This is a genomic window from Brucella sp. NBRC 12950 (assembly GCF_030268145.1).
Taxonomy (GTDB): domain Bacteria; phylum Pseudomonadota; class Alphaproteobacteria; order Rhizobiales; family Rhizobiaceae; genus Brucella.
The window spans coordinates 116,400-131,769 of the sequence record NZ_BSQC01000012.1 but is presented as its reverse complement, the minus strand read 5'-3'; the positions used below and the strand labels follow the sequence as shown (position 1 = coordinate 131,769).

Here is a 15,370-nt window from a genome sequence, read left to right as displayed (position 1 = left end):
GAAAACATGCAGGCCGCCGGAAAAAGCCCCGGGAGAAATATCATGAGTTTCCGTACCCTCGATGATGCCGACGTCAAATCCAAGCGCGTTCTGGTTCGTGTTGATCTCAACGTGCCGATGGCAAACGGCGAAGTAACCGACCTCACCCGTATCGAACGTATTGTTCCAACCATTGCGGAACTGTCGAAAAAGGGTGCCAAGGTCATCCTGCTCGCCCATTTCGGTCGACCAAAAGGCGTTGCGTCCGATGAAAACTCTCTGAAGCATGTCGTAAAGCCGCTTTCGAAAGTGCTCGGGCACGGTGTGCACTTCGCTGAAGACAGCATTGGCGACAAGGCGAAGGCCGCAGTCGATGCGCTGAAAGACGGTGACGTTCTGCTTCTCGAAAACACGCGCTTCCACAAGGGCGAAGAAAAGAACGATCCGGAATTCGTGGCAGCACTCGCAGCCAATGGCGACATCTATGTCAATGACGCCTTCTCGGCGGCACACCGCGCACACGCTTCGACCGAAGGTCTGGCGCATGTGCTGCCAGCCTATGCAGGCCGCGCCATGCAGGCAGAACTTGAAGCGCTTGAAAAGGGTCTCGGCCAACCAGCCCGTCCCGTTGTAGCAATCGTTGGCGGCGCCAAGGTTTCGACCAAGCTCGACCTCCTGTCGAACCTGATCGAAAAGGTCGATGCACTGGTGATCGGCGGCGGCATGGCCAACACTTTCCTCGCAGCCCAGGGCCACGATGTCGGCAAGTCGCTTTGCGAGCATGATCTTGCCCATACCGCACGCGAAATAATGGCCAAGGCTGAAAAGACCAAATGCGCCATCATCCTGCCGGTTGATGCGGTCGTGGGCTGGCACTTTGCTGCCGATACACCAAACCAGACCTATGGCGTGGAGTCGGTGCCAAGCGACGGCATGATTCTCGACGCAGGCGCGCTTTCGACTGACCTGATTGCATCAGCCATCGATGATGCCGCAACGCTCGTCTGGAACGGCCCGCTCGGCGCATTTGAGCTGCGTCCGTTCGATACAGCAACCGTCAAGACCGCCAAGCATGTTGCCGCCCGCACCAAGGCTGGCAAGTTGGTATCGGTCGGCGGCGGCGGCGACACCGTTGCAGCGCTTAACCATGCAGGCGTTGCAGACGACTTCACCTATATCTCGACCGCTGGCGGCGCTTTCCTTGAATGGATGGAAGGCAAACCACTTCCCGGCGTTGATGTGCTGAAGAAGTAAGAAAACGAAAAAGCCCGGGGTTTCCTCCGGGCTTTTGCTTTATGATTTCGGTGTCAGCTTTAGAAGACGCCCAGGATTGTCATCCTCGATCACCCAGATCGCACCATCTGGCCCGACGGCTACGTCACGGATACGATTTTCCATCGCAAAACGGTCGGCTTCATTCGGCTGACCATCGCTGTTGATCGTCACACGGATCAGCGCCATCGACGAAAGGCCTGCGATCAACGCAGAACCATTCCAGTCGGCAAACATCTTGCCCTTGTAGAATGCCAGGCCGCCCGGCGAGATCACCGGCGTCCAGAACAGCATAGGCGCTTCAAACTCAGGGCGTGTGCTGTGGCGCGGGATCGGACGGCCGCTATAATTGTCGCCATTGGAGACAACCGGCCAACCGTAATTGAGACCCGGCTTGATGAGATTGAACTCATCGCCGCCGCGCGGTCCCATTTCATGCTCCCACAGCTTGCCGTCCGGCGCGAATGCCAGACCATAGGGATTGCGATGCCCCGTCGTCCAGGTCAACGCTTTGATGCCACCTTCCTCAGCCTTCGGATTGTCCTTTGGGGTTGAACCATCGAGGTTCATACGCAGGATCTTGCCCATCGGCGCATTGTCATCCTGTGCGGTTGCGGGCGACATGCGATCGCCAACCGACAGGAACAAATGCTTCTTATCAGGCGCAAACGCGATCTTGCCACCGGGTTGCCCTCCCTTGGCAGGTGTCGCCTGCTGCCAGATTGCCTTTAGATCCTTAAGCTCGGCCTTGCCCTTGCCTTCAGACAGCGTTGCACGCGCCAATATGAGCGCGCCGCCACCATTTTCCGGCATGACATACGTGAAATAGATCGCCTTGCTCTTGGCAAAATCAGGCGCAGGAACAACATCCAGCAGACCGTTCTGGCCGCTGAACAAAACCTCCGGTACGCCTGCAACTTCCGTCTTCTCACCCTTTTCGGTTACGACGAAAATCTTGCCGCCCTTCTCGGTGAGGATCAGTTTGCCGCCCGGCAGAAATGCAATCGCCCATGGTGTGTCAAATTCCGCCACTGCTGCCACATTGAAAGGCAATTCAGTGGTGGCCTCCCTGCTTCCTGCATTGATGCTCTCCGCAAAGGCGGTCTGAGCCGGAAGGGCGATCATCGATGCAGCCAGAATGAACGGCAGGCTTAGTAGGGCACTTCGCATCTCTCCTCCTTATAATTGATATCCTTTAGATGGGATTCTCAGGCGTCATGTCAAAACCAAATGGGTTTGAAATCGCATATTCGTCTGTCGAATCTGGAATATTCATTCTGCACGCCAATTAGAGCAGAGTTCTGACAGCCGGTAAGAAAACTTGTCCCGGCTAAATCGTTTGAAAAAATTTCAATCGTTTCAACCACTTGTGCTGCCATTTTGTTGGCCTAACTCTTCTGCTATCGAAAATGAATATGTGTCTTGAGAGCGGCTGAGGCTCTTTGCCCAGCTTCCCAATATTGCCCCCTTGCGGGGACTTAAGGAGCTAACACATGACCGAACGTCTTGAAGATATTGCAATTGCACTCGTCGCAAGCGGCAAAGGAATTCTGGCTGCGGACGAAAGCTCCGGCACCATTGCAAAGCGTTTTGAAAGCATCGGCCTCGCCTCGACCGAGGATTCACGCCGCGATTATCGCGAAATGCTGTTCCGCTCTGACGAAGCGATGAAGAACTACATTTCCGGCGTCATTCTTTACGATGAAACCATCCGCCAGAAAGCCAAGGACGGCACACCGCTTGTCGATCTTATTCGCAAGGCAGGTGCGGTGCCGGGCATCAAGGTGGATGCCGGTGCCAAGCCGCTTGCAGGTTTTGAGGGTGAAACAATCACCGAAGGTCTCGACGGTCTGCGTGAGCGCCTCAACGAGTATTATGGTTTCGGTGCCCGCTTTGCGAAATGGCGTGCCGTAATCTCGATTTCTGATGGGCTTCCAACATGGGGAGCGGTCAAGCAAAACGCGCAGGCCCTCGCCCGTTACGCAGCACTCTGCCAGGAAGCAGGCATTGTGCCGATCGTTGAGCCGGAAGTGCTGATGGATGGCAAGCCGGGCAATCATTCCATCGACCGTTGCTATGAAGTCACCGAATGGGTGCTCAAGACCGTCTTCACCGAACTTTACGACGCGCGCGTCAGGCTTGAAGGCATGATCCTGAAGCCGAACATGGTTATCGACGGCAAGAAGGCGCGCAAAGCCTCTGTCGAAGAAGTGGCCGAAAAGACTGTTCGCTGCTTCCGCAACACAGTCCCTGCCGCGGTGCCGGGCATTGCCTTCCTTTCCGGAGGCCAGACCGGCGAAGAAGCAACCGCGCATTTGTCGGCAATGAATGCCAGCTTCGATATGCCGTGGAAAATGACCTTCTCCTATGGCCGTGCGCTGCAGGCAGCCTCTCTGGAAGCCTGGGGCGGCAAGGATGAGAACGTTGCCGCTGGCCAGCGTGCCTTTGCGCATCGCGCCAAGATGAACGGCCTTGCTGCAACTGGCGGCTGGAAGAAAGACCTCGAACAAGCAGCCTGAACGATGCTGCATAATAAAAGGCCCGGTTTAGCGCATGATCCGACCGGGCTTTTTAGTTTTCAGTGAAATGAAAACCGACCGCCATCGCCATGGCAAAGATCGCAAACGCCGCGATCTTCCAAAAATCGCCACGCTTCTTCAATCCCGGCCAGCCAAGTGGCTTGATGATGTGCAAGCCCATCAGGGCCATAAGCAGCACAGGCAGGACTTTGAACACAAAACACCTCTCACCCATCTTTTTGGCCCAGCAATCAGCATCCTGCAAGCCTCATCAATTTATGCTGTGTTTGTGATACACTTATTCATCTTAAGTTTCATGGACGAAGCTTTGATCTTGGGCGTAGACTTAACCCCGGAGGAGATGAAAAGCGCGTGGAGGAGACCAGGCTAATCAGCCCTGTCTTGCGCTTTCATCCAGCGTGTTCGAGCATTTCCAGCAAAAGTGGGAACCGGTTTTGCGTCCGGAAATGCTTAAAAACAAATAGATAGAGCGGTTTCAATGACTCAGCATTGGCTAAAACCACTCTATCACGATGCTTTAACGGATCATCTGATCCGATTAAGCGCGTGCTTCTGGGAGGAACAGCATGACATCAAACTATGCCGAAACCTATGCCGCATGGCAGCAAGACCCTGAAGGCTTCTGGGCCGAAGCAGCCGGGGCCATAGACTGGTTCAAGCCATGGGATCAGGTTCTCGCAAGCGATGAAGGAGTTTATGGTCGCTGGTTTAAAGGTGCTGAATGCAACACCTGTTACAATGCACTCGACCGCCATGTTGCCAATGGGCGCGGCGATCAGGTTGCGCTCATTTACGAAAGCCCGGTAACAGGCTCTGTACGCAAATTCACCTATCGCGAATTGCTTGAAGAGGTGGAAGCCCTCTCGGCGGTCATGCTCGACAATGGTGTGAGCAAAGGCGACCGCGTTCTTATCTATATGCCCATGGTGCCGGAAGCTGCTGTCGCCATGCTGGCCTCAGCCCGCATTGGCGCGGTGCATTCGGTGGTGTTTGGCGGTTTTGCCGCCAATGAACTTGCAACGCGTATAGATGATGCAAAGCCGGTGATGATCATTGCCGGTTCATGCGGCATCGAACCAACCCGCGTTGTGCCCTATCAGGCAATGCTCGACAAGGCGATTGCCACTGCCCGCCACACGGTCAGGCACTGCATTATCCTGCAACGCGAGCAGCATCCGCATAAGCCGGTTGAAGGCCGCGATATCGACTATCGTACCGCTGTGGATGCGGCGCGCGGCCGTCATGTCCCTTGCACGCCCGTTGCTGCCACCGATCCGCTTTATGTGCTTTACACATCGGGTACTACCGGTGAACCCAAAGGTGTCGTGCGCGACAATGGCGGGCATATGGTGGCTCTTGCATGGTCGCTGAAGCATGTGTTCGGCATCGAGCCGGGACAGGTGTTCTGGGCGGCATCCGATGTCGGCTGGGTGGTCGGCCATTCCTATATTGTCTATGCTCCGCTCATTGCCGGTGCCACCAGCATCCTCTTTGAGGGCAAACCCGTCGGTACGCCCGATGCAGGCAGCTATTGGCGCATCATCGCCGAGCACGGTGTGGAAGTGATGTTCACAGCCCCCACTGCCTTGCGTGCGATCAAGAAAGAAGATGCCGACGGCAATTTCGTGCGCCGATACGATCTTTCAAAATTCCGCGCGCTTTATCTGGCGGGCGAACGTGCCGATCCCGACACGATCCACTGGGCGGAAAATCTGCTCGGTTGTCCGGTGATCGATCATTGGTGGCAGACAGAAAGCGGCTGGCCGATGGTCGCCAATCCACTTGGCCTTGGACTGCTTGAAACCAAATACGGCTCGCCTGCCGTCTGTCTGCCCGGCTATGACATCCGCGTGCTCGACGATGCCGGCTATGAAGTCGAACGTGGCCAACTTGGAAATATCCTCATCAAGCTGCCATTGCCACCCGGTTGTCTGCCAACCCTGTGGAACGCCGATGACCGCTTTCGCAAAGCCTATCTCAACGAGTTTCCCGGCTACTATAAAACCGCCGATGCGGGCTACATGGATGAAGATGGCTATCTCTACATCATGAGCCGCACCGACGACATCATCAATGTCGCAGGACATCGTTTGTCGACAGGGGCTATGGAGGAAGTGCTTTCCAGCCACCCCGATGTTGCGGAATGCGCTGTGCTTGGCATCTCCGATTCCGTCAAGGGACAGGTGCCTTGCGGCTTCCTTGTGCTGAAATCCAACATCGACCGTGATGAGCACGAGGTTGAAAAGGAATGCGTGAGCATGATTCGCGACGCCATCGGACCGATTGCCGCCTTCCGGCTCGCCCTGACTGTGAAACGTCTGCCAAAAACCCGTTCCGGAAAGATACTGCGCTCAACAATCCAGAAAATCGCTGATGGTGAGGACTGGAAAATGCCCGCCACCATCGATGATCCGGTGATTCTCGATGAAATCAGCACAGTTCTGCGCGAGCGTCATATCGGCCTGGCCTTTGCCTGACCTTTTATTACCGCGCATCTAGAGCGCTTGACCGGCGCAAGCCGCCGGTCCACTCTCCGTCAAAAATCGGAGAATGATCAATGCAGTTAGAAGGCAAGGTGGCAATCGTCACGGGTGCTGCCCGCGGTATTGGCTATGCCATCGCCAAGCGCTTCTTGATGGATGGCGCAAGTGTGGTTTTGTCGGATGTCGATGGCGCAGGCGCCACAAAAGCAGTCAGGGATCTGGAGCAATATGGCCGGGTTCTCGCCATTGCCTGCGATGTGGGCGACAAACTCGATATTCATAATCTGCTGACCTATGCCACGACCAATCTTGGTGAGATCGATATCCTCGTCAACAATGCAGGCATCGTGCATCAGGCAGAGTTTCTCGACCTGAAAGAAGATGACTTCGACCGCGTGATGCGCGTCAACCTCAAGGGCGCTTTTCTCTGCGGTCAAGCTGTCGCAAAACGCATGGTTGCGCGCGTGGAAGCAGGCGGCGAGGCTGGCAGCATCATCAATATGTCGTCGATCAACGCGATATTCGGTCTGCCCAATCAGCTTGCCTATTCCGTGTCAAAGGGTGGCATGAACCAACTGACACGCACGATGGCGGTAGCGCTGGCAAAATGGGGCATTCGCGTCAATGCAATAGGCCCTGGCTCAATCGACACTGACATGCTGTCCGCCGTGAACAACGATGCCGAGGCACGCAAAAAGATACTCGCGCGCACGCCATTGGGTAGAATCGGACAAGCATCTGAAATTGCAGCAATAGCCTCATTTCTCGCATCGCGTGATTCAAGCTATGTGACAGGCCAGACGATCTATGCCGATGGTGGACGCTTACCGCTGAGCTATACCGCAGAACCGCCTTTCAAGGCCTGATGAAATAGTTGCCGTTTGCGTATATCAGGAAGATAATAATTAACATTGCTCCTGACAGACAGCTGTCAGGAGGCCTGTGTCATAGTGCATTCTTACAGATGAGGGATTCACCATGGCACTCGCAATCGCACCACTGCTCGCAATTCTGAAAGAATATAAGCGCAGACAGGACGAACGTCGGCGCTTCGTGCGCACGCAACGCGCATTCGACAACCTCCCAAGCGACCTGCGCAAGGATATGGGCTGGCCGGACCGTTATCTCGAACAGCGCCGTAACGCTGCCGATGAGAGGAAATAACACCATGGCGGAAACCAAAATGGTCGGCTTCGTCTTCGTTGAAGGCTTTGCTGATTGGGAATATGGGTTTTTATCGGCATCGGCACGCGAATGGTTCGGCGTAAACACCGTCTCACTTGCTCCTGCAGGTGCGGAAGTCCGTTCGCTCAGCGGCTTTCGGCTGACGCCGGATCGCAGCACGGACCCCGAAGAAAACACTGATCTCGATGCTATTGCTGTCATCGGCTCCGATATCTGGGCGACGCCGGAGGCTCCCGATCTGACTGCACTCTTGCGCGCTATCGCACAAAAATGCGGTGTGGTTGGTGGCATTTGCGGCGCAACACTTGCACTGGCTCGCGCAGGCCTCTTCAATGGGGTCAATCACACCAGCAATGGCCGCGAATGGATCGCAGAACGCGCACCGCAATATGCGGGTGCCAGCCGCTATCAGGACGTGCCCGATGCTGTTGCGGATAAGCGCATCGTTTCGGCGCCGGGTACAGCGCCCGGCACCTTCGCTGCCGCTTTTCTGGAAACACTGTTTCCAACCGAGCGGGAGCGTATTGGCGAAATGCGTGCGCTTTTCGCACGCGAATATACTTGAGATCACCATGCGTCGAGCAGACCGCCTTTTTCAAATCGTTCAGCATCTTCGCGGCGGCAGGCTTGTCACCGCACGGCAGCTTGCCGAGCGGCTGGAAGTTTCAGAACGCACGATCTATCGCGACATTGCAGATCTGCAATCGACAGGCGTTCCTATCGATGGTGAAGCCGGTGTTGGCTATATTCTGCGGCAGGGGTTTGAACTACCGCCACTGATGTTTACGCGTGATGAAATCGTGGCACTTGTTGCAGGCGCCCGACTGATCCGTGCATGGGGCGGCGTTTCAATGGCGCGCGGTGCAGAAGAAGCCCTGGTCAAGATCGAAGCCGTTCTGCCCAAAGAAGAACGCGCGCGCATCACCGGCACGCAAATCCATGCACCGTCTGCATCAATCAGCGTAAGCGAACGCCGTATCATCGATGCCGTCGAGCGCGCAGTTGATGAAGGCACGGTTCTCAACATCCGGTATCGCGATCTGGAAGCCCGTGAGAGCGAGCGGGATATCCGTCCGCTTGGTCTGTGGTTCTGGGGCAAGGTCTGGACTGTGATCGGCTGGTGTGAATTGCGCAATGCTTTCCGCACGTTTCGTACCGACCGCATTATCGCTGCTGACAAATCAGGCCGCACGTTCCGCTCCGAGCGCGGCAAAACACTGGCGGATTTTTACCGGCTGATGGAAATGAGCGAGTACAACGCATTCAAGGACTAGAGCGCCGTGCGCCCTTTTGGGCGCACAAAGGTCGCTCTAACACTTTATGTTTACAGCATAATTTTACCTTAAACTGATTCAAGTTTAAGGAATTATGCTGTAGAGCGCCGGGCGTCTTGCCAGACGCTCAAAGGTCGCGCTTACCTTCTCAAGCAACATAAAAAAACCCGCCAGAACGGCGGGTTTTTTGTTCAGTCGAAGAAATATTATTCTTCGTCTTCGTCGGTGTTCGAGCCCTTCAGCGAGGAGAGCTTTGCGAAAACCTTGTCCGCATCCAGCTCTTCTTCTTCAGGCTTCTCATCACGATAGTCGAAGTTCTCAGTCGCCGATGCTGGCAGCAATGTGCTGTCAGATTCAACAACTGGACGGTTGCGCGCTGCGCGCTCGACTTCAAGGTCGAGATCAATCTGCGAGCAAAGGCCGAGCGTGACAGGGTCCATTGCAGTCAGGCTTGCCGAGTTCCAGTGAGTGCGATTGCGAATCTGCTCAATGGTCGACTTGGTCGTGCCGATCAGACGCGAAACCTGTGCATCCTTGAGTTCAGGATGATTGCGCACCAGCCAGAGAATCGCATTCGGACGATCCTGACGCTTGGACAGCGGCGTATAACGCGGGCCCTTGCGCTTGGCTTCTGGAACGCGAACCTTTGGCTCGGAAAGCTTCAGGCGATGATACTGGTCCTTTTCGCCCTTCGCGATTTCTTCGCGCGAAAGCTGGCCGGTGATAACCGGGTCAAGTCCCTTGATACCCTGCGAGGCCTCACCGTCCGCAATAGCCTTTACTTCGAGCGGATGCAGCTTGCAGAGAGCCGCGATCTGGTCAAAGGACAGAGCCGTATTATCAACGAGCCAGACTGCCGTTGCCTTCGGCATAAGAAGCTGGGTGGCCATTAGATATAATCCTCTTGTTCGTCCGCTCCGGTAGGGCGGGCCGTGGGAAAAACCACAAATTCCGGGAAATCACGGTCTATATATATTTTTTTTGTGCGCAGAGCAAGAAACTGCTGCCATGACATCCCAGGTTCTCTCGCAAATCTATTAGGTCAAGCGACATCAAGCACGATTTTGCCAATGTGCTGGCTGCCTTCCATACGATCATGCGCCCGCCACGCATCTTTAAGCGGGAAGATCATATCCATCACAGGGGCAACCTGACGCTGTTCCAGAAGCGGCCAGACTTTCGCTTCCAATTCGCGCGCGATGCCTGCCTTGAACTCAACCGAACGTGATCGCAATGTCGAGCCGGTATGGGTCAGGCGCTTGGTCATCAGGATTGCGAAGTTAGCCGTTGCCTTTGCCCCATTCAGGAAGGCGATCTGCACGATGCGACCATCTTCGGCTGCCGCCTTGTAATTGCGGTCGACGTAATCGCCACCAACCATATCGAGGATCACATCGGCTCCCTTGCCGCCGGTCATCTCTTTGACGACAGCGACAAAATCTTCGTCGCGATAATTAATCGCGCGATCGGCGCCAAGCTTTAAACAGGCATCGCACTTCGCTTGGGAGCCAGCCGTTACAATAACGCTTGTGCCAAAGGCTTTGCCAAGCTGAATAGCCGTCGTGCCAATCCCTGACGAGCCGCCATGGATCAGCAGGGTTTCACCTTCTTTAAGGCCACCGCGTTCAAATACATTATGCCAGACCGTGAAGAAGGTCTCAGGGATGGCTGCGGCCTCAATATATCCATAGCCCGACGGCAGAGGCAGCGCAGTAGTTTCATTCACAGTTGCATATTCTGCATAGCCGCCACCGGCAAGCAGCGCCACGACCTGATCGCCGATGCGATAGCGTTTCACACCCTCGCCGATCGCAACGATGTCACCGGCAATTTCAAGCCCCGGTATGTCCGACGCGCCGGGTGGCGGCGCATAACTGCCCTGACGCTGCAACACATCTGGCCGGTTCACACCTGCCGCCCGAACCCGCACCAGCACCTCGCCTGCCTTCGGCTCGGGCACCGAGCGCTGTACGGAACGCAATACATTGGCGTCGCCCGGCTCGGAAATTTCGATTGCGGTCATCTGGGAAGGCAATTCAGCCATCATGATCAAAGCTCCTGTTCAAATCTCTCGTCGCAGAAATACCGCACACACAACTGCACAAATACATCCTGCTCATTTTCAGAGAATTCATCATCGATTTCTGGAAATATATATGCGAAGATTCAAGGTGTTATAGCATTTCCAGCAAAAGTGCGAAGCGGTTTTGCGTCGGATAATGCGTAAAAACAAACAGTTACAGCGGTTCCAACGATTCTTTCTTAACTGAAACCGCTGTAAATCTTTTCTGTCTTTATAAGCACGCCATAGACTCCGGAGGAAGGCCATGAGCGGTTTTGATGAAGAGGTCAAAAAGCCACGCGAAAGCGTCGTTCTCAGCGAGGATGAGCTGTCTCTGCTGTCGGTGATCGAAATCGACCAGCGTATCGCTTTGCTACAATCCGAAATCGAACGTCTGAAAGCAGAAAGGCTCCGAAAGGGCGACAGCCGCGCGGCCGCAGAAGCTCTTTTCCGCTGAGGCAGAAGCTCTTTTCCGCTGAGGCGGCACGTTTTCGCCTCAGTATCAGAGATAAATCAAAGCCACTTCAATAGGGCTTCATGAAATTCCGGGAACGTAATATTGCGTATTTACATTCAGGTTCTGGCGCTGCTTTGCGGCACAGCCTTTCTCTTGATGGCCTCTGGCCTGCATGGCCTGTTGCTGCCGTTGCGCGGCGGACTTGAAGGCTTCTCCGTTGCTTCACTTGGTATGCTGGGCACGACATGGGCGGGCGGTTTTGTCGCTGGCTGCATTTTCGCCCCGCGCCTGGTGCGACGTGTCGGCCATGTCCGCGCTTTTGGCTGTTTTGCAGCTTCCGCCGCCATCATCGCTCTTTTGTCAGGCATCTATATCGATGCAATCTCATGGATCATTCTGCGAACCTTCACCGGCTTCTCGATGGCAGGCGCTTTCATGGTGATCGAAAGCTGGCTGAACGAGCGCGCCACCAATGAGTCCCGCGGCAAGATTTTCGGCCTCTATATGATGGTCAACTATGGTGCCACCATGAGCGGCCAAATGATGGTGGCAAATGGCGATATCAGGAGTGATCATCTGTTCATGATCACCGGCATTCTTTTCTGCCTGGCACTGATCCCCACCGCCATGTCGACAGCGGTAAGCCCAAAACCGCTGACCGAAGTACAGCTTGATCTCAAGGCGCTTTACCGCAATTCACCTGCCGCCTTCGTCGGCTGCATCCTGATTGGCATAGCGAATGGTGCCTGGGGTACACTTGGCGCTGTTTTCGGCGCAAAATCGGGCATTTCAACCACCGAAATCGCGCTTATGGTCAGCGTAACCATCGCAGCTGGTGCCTTGATGCAAATCCCGGTCGGGCGAATTTCCGACCTGATAGACCGGCGTTATGTTCTGGCCGGTGTAGCTTCTCTCGCAGCCTTTGTCGGCCTTATGGCCTTCATCATCGGCCCGTCCAATGGCAAGGTCATCATCATTATGACCGGCTGCTATGGCGCGCTGGCCTATGCGCTTTACCCGGTTGCCGTCGCCCACGCAAATGACCATGCCTCGGCGGAAAGCTTTGTGAAAGTATCGAGCGGATTGCTGTTGCTTTATGGCTTCGGCACGATGCTGGGGCCGCTGCTTGCAGCCGCTGCCATGGATATCTTCTGGCCATCGGGGCTGTTTGCCATCACAGCGCTCTCGCATATTTCCATCACAGCCTATGCGCTGTTCCGCTCACGCAAGAGGGCATCCGTGCCAAAGGCTGAAAAGGAACAGTTCAAGAGTATGCCGTCTGTGAAAAGTGCAACTCCTGAAGCCATGAACCTTGATCCAAGGGCTGAAGCGGAGGGCTGAGCACCCGCTTCAGATAGACAACAAAAAAGCAGCGAATATTCGCTGCTTTCTTCGGTGTCTTTTAAAGCATTTTCGGCAAAATTGCGAAGCGGTTTTGCGTGGGATAATGCGATAAAAACAGGAAATGCTCTATGGTGAGCACCTTTGCAAAATCATTTGATTTTAAAAGCTGATGTGCGGCGGCTGTTGCACAGCCGCCAATATCAGTAACAGTACCATCCTGTTGATCATCACCAACGGCGATTGAAATACCGTTTAAAACTCCTGTGTTTAATGTCGTGTCACCTGAGTTTTAAGTTTCTCGATCTGCTCCTTGAGAACGAGTTTCTTGCGCTTGAGAGAAGTAACATGCAGGTCATCAATTGCCGGTGACGCTAAAGCCTCGGAGATTTCCTCTTCCAAAGCGCCGTGCTTCTGTTCAAGCGTGGCAAGATGGGACTCGATAGCCATCATCAATTCTCCTTTGAATGATTACCCAAAGGACAGAGCCATGTAGCAGTTTTGCCAACAGAATGGCTCCATCCGCTCTCACCTGCGCAAACGCCCGGTACACCTCCTGTTATCCTGGCCAATTACGCAGTCCCGGCTGCCATTCAACAGTTTGTCAGTCGAAACTTCCGGCAACCGTTGTTCATGACAGAACAATGACACTGTGGCATGAGTTTGGTGGAAAGTCGAATTTGTTTTGGTAGCATTTTCCAATCACGAAAAATGTGATAAAGGCTTCGCTCGAAACGGGTCTGCCCCAATCTGGTGCGGCCCGTAATATCATTCTGGAACAATACGGGGCAAACCGCATGTCCGATCAGGAACAGGCCGAAATCAGATTGGCCGTAGCACGTCTGAAACAGGAACACGCGGATTTCGATGCAGCCATAAACGCCATGATGCAGGTGGGCTGCGATCAGCTGCGCATTCAGCGCATGAAAAAGAAAAAACTCGCTATCAAGGACAAGCTGCAGGAAATGGAAGATCAGGTCATCCCTGACATCATCGCCTGAGCATCTGACAAAAGACGTTTTACAGCCGGGGTTCGCCCGGCTTTGTTTTTCAATATACCAACCACCAAACGATTGAAGCGGAGCAGGAAGGATCAATGAGCGTGAGTGCAGACGTCGCCATCATCATGGGCAGCCAGTCCGATTGGGAAACCATGCGTCATGCAGCAGACACACTGGAGGCTCTCGGCATTTCGTTTGACGCCCGCATCGTCTCTGCGCATCGCACACCAGACCGCCTCGTCGCTTTCGCCAAAGGCGCAAAGGCTGAGGGCTTCAAGGTCGTGATCGCCGGCGCCGGTGGCGCAGCTCACCTTCCCGGCATGGCAGCAGCCATGACCCCTCTTCCAGTCTTTGGTGTGCCCGTGCAGTCAAAAGCACTTTCCGGACAGGACTCTCTCCTTTCGATTGTGCAGATGCCAGCAGGTATTCCGGTCGGCACGCTCGCTATCGGTCGCGCCGGTGCCGTCAATGCTGCTCTGCTTGCAGCAGCCGTTCTCGCACTTTACGACGATGCACTGGCTGCCCGTCTTGACGAATGGCGCACAGCGCAAACCGAAAGCGTCGCTGAACGCCCATCGGACGAGGTCTGATATGGCAAATTCCGCACTGAAGGCTGGATCAACGATCGGCATTATCGGCGGCGGCCAGTTGGGTCGTATGCTGGCCATGGCAGCCGCACGCCTTGGCTATGAGACGGTCATTCTGGAGCCACAGGCAGATTGCCCGGCGGCTCAGGTGGCAAATCGCCAGATCATTGCAGCCTATGATGATCCCACTGCTCTTGCTGAGCTTGCGGCGGCCTCCGACGTTATCACCTATGAATTCGAGAACGTGCCGGTATCGGCAGCAGACAAGCTTGCAGAATCGGCGCTCGTTTTCCCACCACCGGCAGCGCTTGAAATCTCGCAGGATCGCTTCACCGAGAAGCAGTTCCTCAATGAAAGCGGTATTGAGACTGCGCCCTGGCGCCTTGTCGATGATGAAGAAACGCTCATTGCAGCGCTCGGTGCTTTGGGAGAACGCGGCATTCTGAAAACCCGCCGTCTCGGCTATGACGGCAAGGGGCAGGTTCGCCTGACGTCGCTTGATGAGAATGAAGCGCATGCAGCACTTGAGACAATCAAGCACGCACCAGCAATTCTCGAAGGCTTTGTCGCATTCGAGCGCGAAGTCTCGGTCATTGCAGCCCGTGATCGCGACGGCAATGTCGCAATCTTCGATATTTCGGAGAACGTTCATAAGGACGGCATTCTCGCAACCTCGACGGTTCCAGCCGCCATCTCGGCTCAGACAGCAGAAGCTGCCAGCAAAGCCGCTGAGAAGCTCCTGCATGCGCTTGATTATGTCGGTGTGCTTGGTCTCGAATTCTTCGTCCTCGCAGATGGCACACTGCTTGCCAATGAATTTGCACCACGCGTTCACAATTCCGGCCACTGGACGGAAGCCGCTTGCGCGATCTCGCAGTTCGAGCAGCACATTCGCGCCGTTGCAAGCCTCCCGCTGGGCGACACCGTGCGCCATTCGGATTGTGTGATGGAGAATCTGATCGGCGATGACGTCGAAAAGGTGCCAGCGATTCTCGCAGAATCGAATGCTGTGCTGCACCTCTACGGTAAGAAAGAAGCGCGCCCCGGCCGCAAGATGGGTCATGTAACCCGCATAAAGCCCCGTGCAAACTAAACTTCACGGAGGAATCTGTCAGATTCTTCCCTGAACAGCCCCTGAGACCAAGATTTTCCGAACCTGACTTCGTGAATCTGCGGCGCAGGAGTTGAC

17 protein-coding genes are annotated in these 15,370 nt (G+C 55.0%); 12 read left to right on the top strand and 5 right to left on the bottom strand.

Translation table 11 applies throughout. The annotated features are described in order from the left end of the window. The first annotated feature begins 42 nt into the window (after positions 1-42). Positions 43-1,233: a phosphoglycerate kinase gene (locus QSJ70_RS19665; protein WP_007876648.1), complete on the top strand. Its 1,191-nt coding sequence runs from the start codon at positions 43-45 to the stop codon at positions 1,231-1,233. A 39-nt stretch (positions 1,234-1,272) separates the two neighbouring features. Here QSJ70_RS19665 and QSJ70_RS19660 read toward each other — a convergent pair whose 3' ends face one another. Continuing rightward, on the bottom strand, positions 1,273-2,421 hold the full coding sequence (locus QSJ70_RS19660; protein WP_064321059.1) for a PQQ-dependent sugar dehydrogenase: 1,149 nt from the start codon (positions 2,419-2,421) through the stop codon (positions 1,273-1,275). 323 nt (positions 2,422-2,744) lie between these two features. On the opposite strand from QSJ70_RS19660, the gene QSJ70_RS19655 reads away from it, so the two are divergent. Next, positions 2,745-3,770, top strand: a complete 1,026-nt coding sequence (locus QSJ70_RS19655) for a class I fructose-bisphosphate aldolase (protein ID WP_285538915.1) — start codon at positions 2,745-2,747, stop codon at positions 3,768-3,770. Between the two features lie 52 nt (positions 3,771-3,822). Here QSJ70_RS19655 and QSJ70_RS27785 read toward each other — a convergent pair whose 3' ends face one another. Further along, positions 3,823-4,005 (bottom strand): hypothetical protein, encoded by a 183-nt coding sequence (locus tag QSJ70_RS27785; protein WP_502871696.1) that lies wholly within the window; start codon positions 4,003-4,005, stop codon positions 3,823-3,825. 352 nt (positions 4,006-4,357) lie between these two features. On the opposite strand from QSJ70_RS27785, the gene QSJ70_RS19645 reads away from it, so the two are divergent. From QSJ70_RS19645 to QSJ70_RS19625, 5 genes are all read left to right on the top strand, one after another. Continuing rightward, complete coding sequence (locus QSJ70_RS19645; RefSeq protein ID WP_285538913.1) at positions 4,358-6,268, top strand: propionyl-CoA synthetase; 1,911 nt, start codon at positions 4,358-4,360, stop codon at positions 6,266-6,268. Positions 6,269-6,348: 80 nt separating this feature from the next. Then, a complete protein-coding gene (locus QSJ70_RS19640) occupies positions 6,349-7,140 on the top strand; it encodes an SDR family NAD(P)-dependent oxidoreductase (protein WP_112804473.1) in 792 nt (263 codons plus the stop codon). Positions 7,141-7,252: 112 nt separating this feature from the next. Continuing rightward, positions 7,253-7,438 carry a hypothetical protein gene (locus QSJ70_RS19635; RefSeq protein ID WP_007876675.1) on the top strand — a complete coding sequence of 62 codons (186 nt, stop codon included), beginning with the start codon at positions 7,253-7,255 and terminating at the stop codon, positions 7,436-7,438. A gap of 4 nt (positions 7,439-7,442) precedes the next feature. After that, positions 7,443-8,024: a DJ-1/PfpI family protein gene (locus QSJ70_RS19630; protein ID WP_113158627.1), complete on the top strand. Its 582-nt coding sequence runs from the start codon at positions 7,443-7,445 to the stop codon at positions 8,022-8,024. Between the two features lie 7 nt (positions 8,025-8,031). Further along, complete coding sequence (locus QSJ70_RS19625; protein WP_007876678.1) at positions 8,032-8,733, top strand: helix-turn-helix transcriptional regulator; 702 nt, start codon at positions 8,032-8,034, stop codon at positions 8,731-8,733. A 206-nt stretch (positions 8,734-8,939) separates the two neighbouring features. Here QSJ70_RS19625 and QSJ70_RS19620 read toward each other — a convergent pair whose 3' ends face one another. Both QSJ70_RS19620 and QSJ70_RS19615 read right to left on the bottom strand, forming a co-directional pair. Next, complete coding sequence (locus tag QSJ70_RS19620; protein WP_007876680.1) at positions 8,940-9,623, bottom strand: DUF1013 domain-containing protein; 684 nt, start codon at positions 9,621-9,623, stop codon at positions 8,940-8,942. A gap of 152 nt (positions 9,624-9,775) precedes the next feature. Continuing rightward, the gene (locus QSJ70_RS19615) at positions 9,776-10,780 is read right to left on the bottom strand and encodes an NAD(P)H-quinone oxidoreductase (RefSeq protein WP_285538908.1); all 1,005 of its coding nucleotides are present in this window, start codon (positions 10,778-10,780) and stop codon (positions 9,776-9,778) included. 280 nt (positions 10,781-11,060) lie between these two features. Here QSJ70_RS19615 and QSJ70_RS19610 point away from each other — a divergent pair, with 280 nt between their 5' ends. Next, positions 11,061-11,252, top strand: coding sequence for a DUF1192 domain-containing protein (locus QSJ70_RS19610; RefSeq protein ID WP_007876684.1), 192 nt, complete (start codon positions 11,061-11,063; stop codon positions 11,250-11,252). Positions 11,253-11,354: 102 nt separating this feature from the next. Beyond that, positions 11,355-12,593: an MFS transporter gene (locus QSJ70_RS19605; RefSeq protein ID WP_007876686.1), complete on the top strand. Its 1,239-nt coding sequence runs from the start codon at positions 11,355-11,357 to the stop codon at positions 12,591-12,593. Between the two features lie 270 nt (positions 12,594-12,863). Here the strand turns inward: QSJ70_RS19605 and QSJ70_RS19600 are convergent, their stop codons facing one another. Beyond that, positions 12,864-13,046: a YdcH family protein gene (locus tag QSJ70_RS19600; protein WP_171380027.1), complete on the bottom strand. Its 183-nt coding sequence runs from the start codon at positions 13,044-13,046 to the stop codon at positions 12,864-12,866. Between the two features lie 344 nt (positions 13,047-13,390). Here QSJ70_RS19600 and QSJ70_RS19595 point away from each other — a divergent pair, with 344 nt between their 5' ends. The 3 genes from QSJ70_RS19595 to QSJ70_RS19585 all read left to right on the top strand — a co-directional run bounded on the left by QSJ70_RS19595 (position 13,391) and on the right by QSJ70_RS19585 (position 15,274). Further along, complete coding sequence (locus QSJ70_RS19595) at positions 13,391-13,594, top strand: YdcH family protein (protein ID WP_007876691.1); 204 nt, start codon at positions 13,391-13,393, stop codon at positions 13,592-13,594. Between the two features lie 101 nt (positions 13,595-13,695). After that, entirely contained in the window at positions 13,696-14,184 is a 489-nt protein-coding gene (gene purE / locus QSJ70_RS19590) for a 5-(carboxyamino)imidazole ribonucleotide mutase (protein WP_007876693.1), read from the top strand. Between the two features lies 1 nt (position 14,185). Continuing rightward, on the top strand, positions 14,186-15,274 hold the full coding sequence (locus QSJ70_RS19585; protein WP_285538904.1) for a 5-(carboxyamino)imidazole ribonucleotide synthase: 1,089 nt from the start codon (positions 14,186-14,188) through the stop codon (positions 15,272-15,274). The last annotated feature ends 96 nt before the right edge of the window (positions 15,275-15,370 follow it).

Coding starts and splice junctions, on each gene's coding strand:
- QSJ70_RS19595 (WP_007876691.1), top strand. CDS start 13,391: ATGTCCGATCAGGAACAGGCCGAAATCAGATTGGCCGTAGCACGTCTG.
- QSJ70_RS19585 (WP_285538904.1), top strand. CDS start 14,186: ATGGCAAATTCCGCACTGAAGGCTGGATCAACGATCGGCATTATCGGC.
- QSJ70_RS19655 (WP_285538915.1), top strand. CDS start 2,745: ATGACCGAACGTCTTGAAGATATTGCAATTGCACTCGTCGCAAGCGGC.
- QSJ70_RS19640 (WP_112804473.1), top strand. CDS start 6,349: ATGCAGTTAGAAGGCAAGGTGGCAATCGTCACGGGTGCTGCCCGCGGT.
- QSJ70_RS19660 (WP_064321059.1), bottom strand. CDS start 2,421: ATGCGAAGTGCCCTACTAAGCCTGCCGTTCATTCTGGCTGCATCGATG.
- QSJ70_RS19645 (WP_285538913.1), top strand. CDS start 4,358: ATGACATCAAACTATGCCGAAACCTATGCCGCATGGCAGCAAGACCCT.
- QSJ70_RS19625 (WP_007876678.1), top strand. CDS start 8,032: ATGCGTCGAGCAGACCGCCTTTTTCAAATCGTTCAGCATCTTCGCGGC.
- QSJ70_RS19635 (WP_007876675.1), top strand. CDS start 7,253: ATGGCACTCGCAATCGCACCACTGCTCGCAATTCTGAAAGAATATAAG.
- QSJ70_RS19665 (WP_007876648.1), top strand. CDS start 43: ATGAGTTTCCGTACCCTCGATGATGCCGACGTCAAATCCAAGCGCGTT.
- QSJ70_RS19630 (WP_113158627.1), top strand. CDS start 7,443: ATGGCGGAAACCAAAATGGTCGGCTTCGTCTTCGTTGAAGGCTTTGCT.
- QSJ70_RS19620 (WP_007876680.1), bottom strand. CDS start 9,623: ATGGCCACCCAGCTTCTTATGCCGAAGGCAACGGCAGTCTGGCTCGTT.
- QSJ70_RS19600 (WP_171380027.1), bottom strand. CDS start 13,046: ATGATGGCTATCGAGTCCCATCTTGCCACGCTTGAACAGAAGCACGGC.
- QSJ70_RS19615 (WP_285538908.1), bottom strand. CDS start 10,780: ATGATGGCTGAATTGCCTTCCCAGATGACCGCAATCGAAATTTCCGAG.
- QSJ70_RS19610 (WP_007876684.1), top strand. CDS start 11,061: ATGAGCGGTTTTGATGAAGAGGTCAAAAAGCCACGCGAAAGCGTCGTT.
- QSJ70_RS27785 (WP_502871696.1), bottom strand. CDS start 4,005: ATGGGTGAGAGGTGTTTTGTGTTCAAAGTCCTGCCTGTGCTGCTTATG.